The 6,560-nt window shown below is 75.2% G+C and carries 7 protein-coding genes; 1 reads left to right on the forward strand and 6 read right to left on the reverse strand.

Features of this window, described 5'->3' with window-relative positions; all coding sequences use genetic code 11:
- Positions 1-21: 21 nt before the first annotated feature.
- The 5 genes from ACIQOV_RS21080 to ACIQOV_RS21100 form a co-directional block, all read right to left on the reverse strand.
- A complete protein-coding gene (locus ACIQOV_RS21080) occupies positions 22-999 on the reverse strand; it encodes a cation diffusion facilitator family transporter (RefSeq protein WP_401050568.1) in 978 nt (325 codons plus the stop codon).
- Between the two features lie 79 nt (positions 1,000-1,078).
- Positions 1,079-2,326, reverse strand: coding sequence for an SIS domain-containing protein (locus tag ACIQOV_RS21085; RefSeq protein ID WP_401050570.1), 1,248 nt, complete (start codon positions 2,324-2,326; stop codon positions 1,079-1,081).
- A gap of 94 nt (positions 2,327-2,420) precedes the next feature.
- Entirely contained in the window at positions 2,421-2,603 is a 183-nt protein-coding gene (locus ACIQOV_RS21090; protein ID WP_049659271.1) for a Trm112 family protein, read from the reverse strand.
- Between the two features lie 88 nt (positions 2,604-2,691).
- Positions 2,692-4,077: a phosphomannomutase/phosphoglucomutase gene (locus tag ACIQOV_RS21095; RefSeq protein ID WP_401050572.1), complete on the reverse strand. Its 1,386-nt coding sequence runs from the start codon at positions 4,075-4,077 to the stop codon at positions 2,692-2,694.
- Between the two features lie 164 nt (positions 4,078-4,241).
- On the reverse strand, positions 4,242-4,607 hold the full coding sequence (locus ACIQOV_RS21100; RefSeq protein WP_030289946.1) for a DUF3499 domain-containing protein: 366 nt from the start codon (positions 4,605-4,607) through the stop codon (positions 4,242-4,244).
- Positions 4,608-4,771: 164 nt separating this feature from the next.
- On the opposite strand from ACIQOV_RS21100, the gene ACIQOV_RS21105 reads away from it, so the two are divergent.
- A complete protein-coding gene (locus ACIQOV_RS21105) occupies positions 4,772-5,224 on the forward strand; it encodes a metallopeptidase family protein (RefSeq protein WP_359910079.1) in 453 nt (150 codons plus the stop codon).
- Positions 5,225-5,265: 41 nt separating this feature from the next.
- Here the strand turns inward: ACIQOV_RS21105 and ACIQOV_RS21110 are convergent.
- Positions 5,266-6,560: DUF5719 family protein (locus tag ACIQOV_RS21110; RefSeq protein WP_401050574.1), on the reverse strand; the 1,295-nt coding region annotated here is incomplete at its 5' end.

Below are 6,560 nucleotides of genomic sequence, written 5' to 3' on the forward strand. Positions count from 1 at the left end.
GCCGCGGGGCCGGGGTGGGGTTCAGTGCGCGTCGGCCGGGCCCGGACCACCGGGCGTGGCGGCGGGGTCGTCGCCCGCCGCGGCCTTCTCGGCGCTGTACACGTCGGGCTCCAGGTAGATCGCCCGGGCGATCGGGACGACCGCGCGGACCCGCTCCTCGGCCGCGTCGATCGCCTCCGCCACCCGGGCGGCGCTGTCCTCGGCGTTGACGGCGATCTTGGCGGCGACCAGCAGCTCCTCCGGGCCGAGGTGCAGGGTGCGCATGTGGATCACCCCGGTGACCGTCTCGCCGTCCACCAGCGCCTCCCGGATCCGGTACACCGAGTCCTTGTTCGCCGACTCGCCGAGCAGCAGCGACTTGGTCTCCATGGCGAGCACCACGGCGATCACCACCAGCAGGACGCCGATGCACAGGGTGCCGACGCCGTCCCAGACGCCGTTGCCGGTGATCACGGTGAGCCCGACGCCGAACAGCGCGAGCACCAGACCGATCAGCGCACCAGTGTCCTCCAGCAGCACCACCGGCAGCTCCGGCGCCTTGGCGGTGCGGATGAACTGCACCCAGCCCTGCCGACCCTTGGCCTTGGCGGACTCCCGCATCGCGGTGAGGAAGGACCAGCCCTCCATCCCTATGGCGAAGACCAGCACGCCGACCGCCCAGCCCCAGGCGTCCAGGGTCTCCGGGTGGCTGATCTTGTGCCAGCCCTCGTAGATCGCGAACAGGCCACCGACGCTGAACAGCACGACGGCCACCAGGAAGCCGTACACGTAGCGCTCGCGGCCGTACCCGAAGGGATGCTCCTCGTCGGCCTCCCGGCGCGCCCGCTTTCCGCCGATCAGCAGCAGCACCTGGTTGCCGGAGTCGGCCACCGAGTGCACGCCCTCGGCCAGCATCGAGGAGGAACCGGTGAAGCCGAAGGCGGTGAACTTGGCCGCCGCGATCGCCAGGTTCGCGGACAGTGCCGCGATCAGTGCCTTGGTGCCGCCTTCGGTACTCATGCCTCGAAAGTCCTCACGGGTCGATCAGCTCGTCGAGCGCTTACCGTACCGGCCCGGAGGTTCCACCCGGCCGACCGTCTCAGGACTGCGCGGCGAGCCCCAGGTAGACGGCGGCGAAGTCGGTCAGCGCGACCAGGTCGGCCAGCGCGTGCAGCGGGTCGGGCCGGGCGCTCGCGAACTCGGTCAGCCGGACGTCGTGCGCGGCGGCCAGCCGGTGCGCCCGGGTCACGCCGAAGCTGCGCGGCCCCGCGTCCTCCTCCGGCACCTCGGCCGGGCCGTCCTGCCCGTCCTCGGCCGCCGGGACGGCCGCGCCCGGGGCGTGCCGCAGCAGCAGCACCTGAAGGTGCAACGGGTCCGGCTCCTCGACCCGGTCACGGAAGAAGTCGTCCGGGTCGGCACCCGCGCCCAACTGCCCGGTGAACATGCCGCGGTGGGCGGTGAGCACCTGCGGCAGCGGCCCGGCCAGCGCCGGGCGCCCGGCCCGGTCGGCCAGCTGGGCGGCGAACCGGGTGGCGGCCGCCCCCGCGATCGGGCCCTCGGCCCACAGCAGCGGGACCGTCCCGGCCAGCCGGGCGGCCAGGCCCTTCGCCGGGTTGGTGTACGCGGCGGCGTCCGGGCGGCAGCGCACGGCGGTGGCGTCCAGCAGGTCGGCGACGGCCGGCAGCGCGTCGTACGGGAGCTGGGTGAGGCCGATCTTCTGGGCCAGCGCCAGCAGCGGGGTGAGGTGGGACCAGAGCGCCGCCGGGTCCTCGGCCGGCAGGTCCGGCTCGGCGGCCCGCACCGGCGCGAGGTCCTCGGACGACGCCGAGGCCACGAAGGGCAGCGGCAGGGCGCGCACCTGCAGCGCGGCCTCGGCCAGCGCGCTGCCGGCCGGGGCGGTGACGACGATCGCGCAGCCGCGCGCGTACGCCTGCTCGGCGAGGCCGACCAGGCCCTGCTCGCCGCCGTCGGCGGAGCTGATCACCAGCAGGTCCAGCGGGCCGGCCCAGCCGGGCAGCTGCCAGCCAAGCCCGGCGGTGAAGGCGGGCGGGGCGCCGGCCCGGTCGGCGCGCGGGGCGGCCGCCTCGGTCGGCGGCAGCGGGGTGACCAGGGAGGCCGTGCCGGCCAGCGCGGACAGCATCTCGGCGGCGGTCAGCGCGCTGCCGTGCCCGGCGACCAGGACGGACCGCGGCCGACCGTCCGGCCGCAGCCGGTCGAGCCCGGCCGCCTCGGCCCGGCGCAGCGCGGTGCGGACCCGTGCGCCCGCGCCGGCCAGGGCCAGCAGGGCGCGGTCGTGGTCGGCGCGCCGAAGGGCGGCCGGATCGTCGAGCAGGGTGTCGTCGAGCATGCGGCGAACCTCCGGCTGCGGTCCTCTGGGCGCGCGCTCCGCTGCGCGCCGGGCGGTCGGGGTGGGGCTTTCGCCCCGGGCAACGCCCCCAGCATCAGGCCGGGCGGCGGGCCTCGTCCACCAGGAGGACCGGAATGCCCTCGCGGACCGGGTACGCGAGGCCGCAGTCCGCGCCGGTGCAGACCAGCTCGGGCTGCTCCTCGGTGCCGCCCTCGACGAGCGCGGCCCGGCACTGCGGGCAGACCAGGATCTCCAGCAGGAAGGATTCGAGCTTCATGGGGCTCTCCAAAGTTCGGGGGTGGCACGGAGGTGCCCCGGCCGATAGGAAACCCTACCGGCCGGGGCACCGGGGCCCGTGATCAGGCTCAGCCGCGGACGACGGCGAGCACGCCGTCGCGCAGCTCGGCCATCTTCGCCGGGTCCTTGGCCTCGACGTTCAGGCGCAGCAGCGGCTCGGTGTTGGAGGCGCGCAGGTTGAACCACCAGTCCGGGCCGGCCACGGTCAGGCCGTCCAGCTCATCCACCGTGGTGCCCTCGGCGCCGGCGAAGGCGGCGCGGACGGCGGCCGTGCTGGCGGCCTGGTCGGCCACGGTGCTGTTGATCTCGCCGGAGGCCGCGTAGCGGTCGTACTCGGCGGTGAGCGCGGACAGCGCGCCCGGCTGCCCGCCGAGCGCGGCCAGCACGTGCAGGGCGGCCAGCATGCCGGTGTCGGCGCGCCAGAAGTCGCGGAAGTAGTAGTGCGCGGAGTGCTCGCCGCCGAAGACGGCGTCGGTCTCGGCCATCTCCTGCTTGATGAAGGAGTGGCCGACCCGGGTGCGCACCGGCTTGGCGCCGAGCTCGCGGACCACCTCGGGGACGGTCCAGGAGGTGATCAGGTTGTGGATGACCGTCGGCTCGGCCTCGCCGGCGGCGCGGGCGCGGGCGATCTCGCGGACGGCGACCAGGGCGGTGATCGCCGACGGGGAGACCGGCTCGCCGCGCTCGTCCACGACGAAGCAGCGGTCGGCGTCGCCGTCGAAGGCCAGGCCCAGGTCGGCGCCGACCTCGCGGACCCTGGCCTGGAGGTCGACCAGGTTCTTCGGGTCGAGCGGGTTGGCCTCGTGGTTCGGGAAGGTGCCGTCCAGCTCGAAGTACATCGGCACGAGCTCGATCGGCAGGCCGTCGAAGACGGTCGGCACGGTGTGGCCGCCCATGCCGTTGCCGGCGTCCACCGCGACCTTGAGCCGGCGGATCCCGGTGAGGTCGACCAGGCCCAGCAGGTGGTCGGCGTAGCCGCGCAGGGTGTCCTGGGCGGACAGCTCGCCCGGCTTCACGTCCTTGGCCGGGACGGTGACGGTGTCGTCCTCGGCGGTCCAGGACTCGACCAGCTCGCGGATCTCGGTCAGACCGGTGTCCTGGCCGACCGGGGCGGCGCCGGCCCGGCACAGCTTGATGCCGTTGTACTGGGCCGGGTTGTGGCTGGCGGTGAACATCGCGCCGGGCAGGTCCAGCTTGCCGCTGGCGTAGTACAGCTGGTCGGTGGAGCACAGCCCGATCTGCACCACGTCGGCGCCGTAGGCCGCGGCGCCCTCGGCGAAGGCCAGGCTCAGCGCCGGGGAGGAGGGCCGCATGTCGTGCCCGACCACGATCGCGGACGCGCCGGTGACCTGCACGAACGCGGCACCGAAGGCCCGGGACAGGCTCTCGTCCCACTGGTCCGGGACGACGCCCCGGACGTCGTACGCCTTCACGAGCTGCTTGAGGTCGCGCACTGCGGCTCCACCCTGGTCTTAGGACTGATCACGGAACGTCTGGGCCACCGCGCGTCGGATCGACGGGCGCGGTGACGGTAGACGGGCAGCGTACCCGGGCCGGACGAACACCCCGTGCCGGGTTGGTCCCGATCAGGCGCGATCCGCCCGGCGGACCCCGGTCCTCAGTTGTCGGGCGAGCGCAGGACCCGGAGGTGGCCGCGGCGGCCGCCCTCGGTGGACTCGCCCTCGGGGCCGCGGCCCTGACGGGGGGTCTGCGGGCGGGCGGCCTCGCGCACGGCGTTGGCCAGCGCCTCCAGGTCGTCGCTGCTGCGGCGCAGCGGCCCGGCCTCGGCGGCGAGCCGGACGACCTCCCAGCCGCGCGGGGCGGTGAGGCGCTCGGCGTGCTCGGCGCACAGGTCGTAGCAGTGCGGCTCGGCGTAGGTGGCGAGCGGGCCGAGGACGGCGGTGGAGTCCGCGTAGACGTACGTCAGCGTCGCGACGGCCGGCCGGCCGCACGCGGTCCGCGAACAACGACGTACAGAGCTCACGAGGGTGGACGGTACCGCACTCCTCGCCGGGGAGCGAAGACCGCCTGCCCGGAAGGGGTGCCGTGTCGCACCGCGGGCGCCGGGGCCGCGTATCCAACGCCCCGTGCGATTCCCGGCCGGAGTGGTCCACTTCCGACCGTCCAAGGACTACCCTCGGCAGTGATATGGACAGCTCCGCACCGCAGTCATCGACAGGCCCGGCGCGCCGCCCCCGGCACCGCGACCGGCACGGGCGGGGCCTGCGCGGCCCGCTGGCGCCGCCCCAGGTGCCGATCTCGCTCACCCGCTCCGAACTGTTCGACGACTACGTGCGCGAGTCGGTGGAGCGCCTCGAACGGCGTTGGCCGCAGTTGATCGAGGTGGAGTTCGCCGTCCAGGAGGTGCCGCTGCACGAGCCGGACGGCGCCGACGCCGAGGACGGCGTGCCGCTGGGGCGGGTGTCGCCCGGCAAGCAGGGGCACAAGAGCCAGATCGTGGTGTACCGGCGGCCGGTGGAGATCCGGGCGAAGACCCGGGAGGACCGCGCGGCGCTGGTGCACGAGATCCTGATCGAGCAGGTCGCCGAGCTGCTGGGGCTGTCCCCGGACGCCATCGACCCGCGCTACGACGAGGACTGATCCCTCCGGGGCGGCACCAAGGGTGCCGCCCCGTCGGCTGCTCAGCGCAGGACGACGCCCGGATCCTGGCCGGCCTGCGGGACCTTGACGGTGCTGCGGTCGTCGCGCAGCGCCTGGACGGTGAACATCGGCACGTCCTTGGCCGGCAGGGAGAGCATCCGGGCGGCCACCACCGGGCCGCCGGAGACGGTCTCCGCGGTGAGCGCGAAGACGCCGTTCAGCCCGGCGGGCTCGGGCGCCGGGAGGGCGACCGTGCCGCCGGCCGGGACCTGGACCTCCTTGGTGGCCGGGGTGCCGCCACCGCTGCCGGCCGAGGCGGTGACCCGGACGGTGGCGGCCTCGCCGCTGGAGGTCAGGTAGAGCGTGGAGGCGCCGGCCCGGTTGTCGGCGACGGTGGCGCGGGCTCCGACCGGGTTGCTGCCGGTGAGCCAGGCCGCGTCGGTCTTGCCGCCGGCCGCCGCCCGGTCGATCCGCAGTCCGGCCACGATCGGGGTGCGGTGCTTGTCGTCGCTGGGCGACAGCCGCAGCCCGGCGACCTCGTCGCGGGTGACCTTGCCGAGGTCGACGGCGGCCACCATGCCCGCCTTGACGTGGATCGACTCGTTGCCGGCCGGGCTGAACCAGCCGTTCTTGCCGGACAGCTGGATCTTCAGGTCGGCGTCGTCCTCCGGCGGCGCCCAGACCACCAGGCGGGCGGAGGCGGTGTCGGCGGGCAGGCCGGGCAGCACCTGGACGGGGGCCGGGTCGGCCGAGGCCGGGATCCAGTCCGCGCCCTTGCCGCCGTCGGCGGCGTGCAGCGCGGCGCCGACCCGTCCCGAGCGCACCACCACGTGCACCGCGAGGTCGGCGACCGCGCCCTTGCTGATGGTCGACAGCAGGACGGCCTGGGAGCTGCCGGGCGCGACGGTGATCCCGTTGGCCGAGTCGTTGTCGATCAGGCCCTTGTCGCCGTACAGCTTGATGTCCACCACCGCGGCGGAGGACTCGGTGTTGACCAGGCTGACGTAGTCGACCCGGTCGCCGGCGGTGCTGGCCCCGGCGAACCAGAAGCCGGTCCCGGCCGGGGCGCAGGTGAGGCCGGACAGGCCGAGGCCGCGCTGCTCGGTGACCACCGTGGTCTGGGCGACGGTGAAGCCGGGGGCGAGGGCGCCGGTGGCGACCGCCCCGGTGCCGGGCGCGGCGTCGCCGTTGGCGGCCGGGCCGGTGGCCGGGGTTCCGGGCTTGGGCACCGTCAGCCGGGCGTCGGCGGGCGCCGCGTTCTTGTCCTGGGCCGGGGCGGCGGGGGCGCCCGAGCCGGTCGGGGCCGGGGCGGCGGGGGCCGCCGGGGTCGCCGGGG

The organism is Kitasatospora sp. NPDC091257 (assembly GCF_044757675.1).
Lineage (GTDB): Bacteria > Actinomycetota > Actinomycetes > Streptomycetales > Streptomycetaceae > Kitasatospora > Kitasatospora lactacystinica.

Bases quoted from the DNA above. Each gene is read 5' to 3' on its own strand.
- ACIQOV_RS21080 (WP_401050568.1), bottom strand. From the start codon at position 999: ATGAGTACCGAAGGCGGCACCAAGGCACTGATCGCGGCACTGTCCGCG.
- ACIQOV_RS21085 (WP_401050570.1), bottom strand. From the start codon at position 2,326: ATGCTCGACGACACCCTGCTCGACGATCCGGCCGCCCTTCGGCGCGCC.
- ACIQOV_RS21090 (WP_049659271.1), bottom strand. From the start codon at position 2,603: ATGAAGCTCGAATCCTTCCTGCTGGAGATCCTGGTCTGCCCGCAGTGC.
- ACIQOV_RS21105 (WP_359910079.1), top strand. From the start codon at position 4,772: ATGGACAGCTCCGCACCGCAGTCATCGACAGGCCCGGCGCGCCGCCCC.